This is a genomic window from Mycobacterium sp. 852002-40037_SCH5390672 (assembly GCF_001665875.1).
Classification (GTDB): domain Bacteria; phylum Actinomycetota; class Actinomycetes; order Mycobacteriales; family Mycobacteriaceae; genus Mycobacterium.
Window position 1 is genome coordinate 1 of sequence record NZ_LZTA01000004.1, and the last position, 1,541, is coordinate 1,541.

A 1,541-nucleotide genomic window follows, 5' to 3' on the forward strand; every position below is an offset into this window, starting at 1 on the left:
CAACTGGCCGAACCACGCCACGGACTCCCCCGGGCCGAGGACGAAAATCGCCACGCCCGCGCATATTCCGAGGCCGCAGACGCCCCAGGTCGCGATTCGGGCCCAGCCGCGCCCGCGATCGTCGAGCACGCCCAGCGACACCACCAACGCGGCGACGACGACCAACCCGGTCGCGGCGGCGACCATCAACGGCCCGGCTGTACTACCGCGCGCACGGAAATCCGAAATCGCCACCAGCACGGCGATCGCCGTCGCCAACAACAGCGCTGCGATTCCGGCGAAGACATAGCTACCGAAAAACACGGTGGCCGGGGACAACCCGGCGACGTTCTTGTGGGACGACGCCGGGGGCCGGGCGTACGGGGGCGGCTGCCGGACGGACACTGACGGTGCGACGGGTGGTCGCGGCGCGGCTGTGGGTGGCGGCGCGGCAGGCGGTGGCAGGTCAGGCGAAGACGGTTGACCCCACGGGGGCACCGGCGAAACCGGTTCGGGGCTAAAGGGATCGAAGAACGGATCCTGGGAATGGTCTGACATCGTCAGCGCCTCCCCGGCAAGCCCGCCGCGCGCCTGCGGCGCCACCACAGCGCGCCCCCGACACCGATCCAGGCGGCCAACGGCAACACGATCGCTGCGTACATGAGCGGACTCAACGACGCACCGAACACCGACTTCGGCATGGGGATGAGCACACCGGGATCGCCTTTCCATACCTGGCTCATGGGTCGCGCACTGGTCAGGCCGCCCAGCCACACTTGCTGCGAGGAATTGTGCTGTGCGGAACTCTGCAGCCGGGGCCCGAACAGGGAGCCGCTGGCGGTGGCGGGCAGGGTCGGATGGTCTTTGGCGAAGTCCTTCGGCGTCATGTTGACCATTGGGATGTTGGTGAAATCGACGCCGCCGATGGTCAGCTTCCAGGTGGTGCGATCACCGGTCTGCCAGGTGTAAGTCGCGTCTCCCTCGTAGAAGGACTTGCGATACCGGTTGAACAGTTCCTGCGGGCTGAAGGGTTCCTTTGTGGTCCAGGCGTCGATGTTGCCCGAGTCCACGATTTTCGAGTAGGCGGTGGCCTTGGTGGCGCTGCGCTGCCGGTACCACTCGGCGGCGATCCGGCTCGCATACACGCGGCGCAGATCGGCGTACTCGGGCGCGTGATTCACCTCGTCCACGATCTTCGGCAAAATCATCGTCCGGTACAGATCGTCGTTTTGGCGGGTGATTCCCGCGTCCTGTGCCGGGCAGCCGATGCCCGGCTTCAAGTCCATCCCCTCGATTTCGAGCTTCACATCCAGCGGAGCGTCCAGGATGTACATCGAGTCGCCCTGCGCGGACACGCTGGCCGGCAACGGAATAATCCACTTCCGTTGCGGGGAAAAGCATTTCGAGCCCTTCAATGCATCCAAGAACTGGCGGCCGTCCGCCGTGGCGGGGTCGACGAGCTTCGCCGTGGCCTGTTTCATGGTGTAGTCGGCTTCCAGCAGGATCCGCCCGGCGTCGGTGCGACCGAACTGTGCGTCGATGATGCGGTCAGGTTCGTTCGG

At 66.1% G+C, this 1,541-nt stretch carries 1 protein-coding gene and 1 pseudogene; both read right to left on the reverse strand.

Annotation, left to right across the window (positions count from 1 at the left end; all coding sequences use genetic code 11):
- Positions 1-537: pseudogene (locus tag A5782_RS01210) on the reverse strand (hypothetical protein); the annotation flags it as partial.
- Positions 538-539: 2 nt separating this feature from the next.
- Positions 540-1,541 (reverse strand): hypothetical protein (locus A5782_RS26395; protein WP_197694066.1); only part of this gene is annotated, 1,002 nt, incomplete at its 5' end.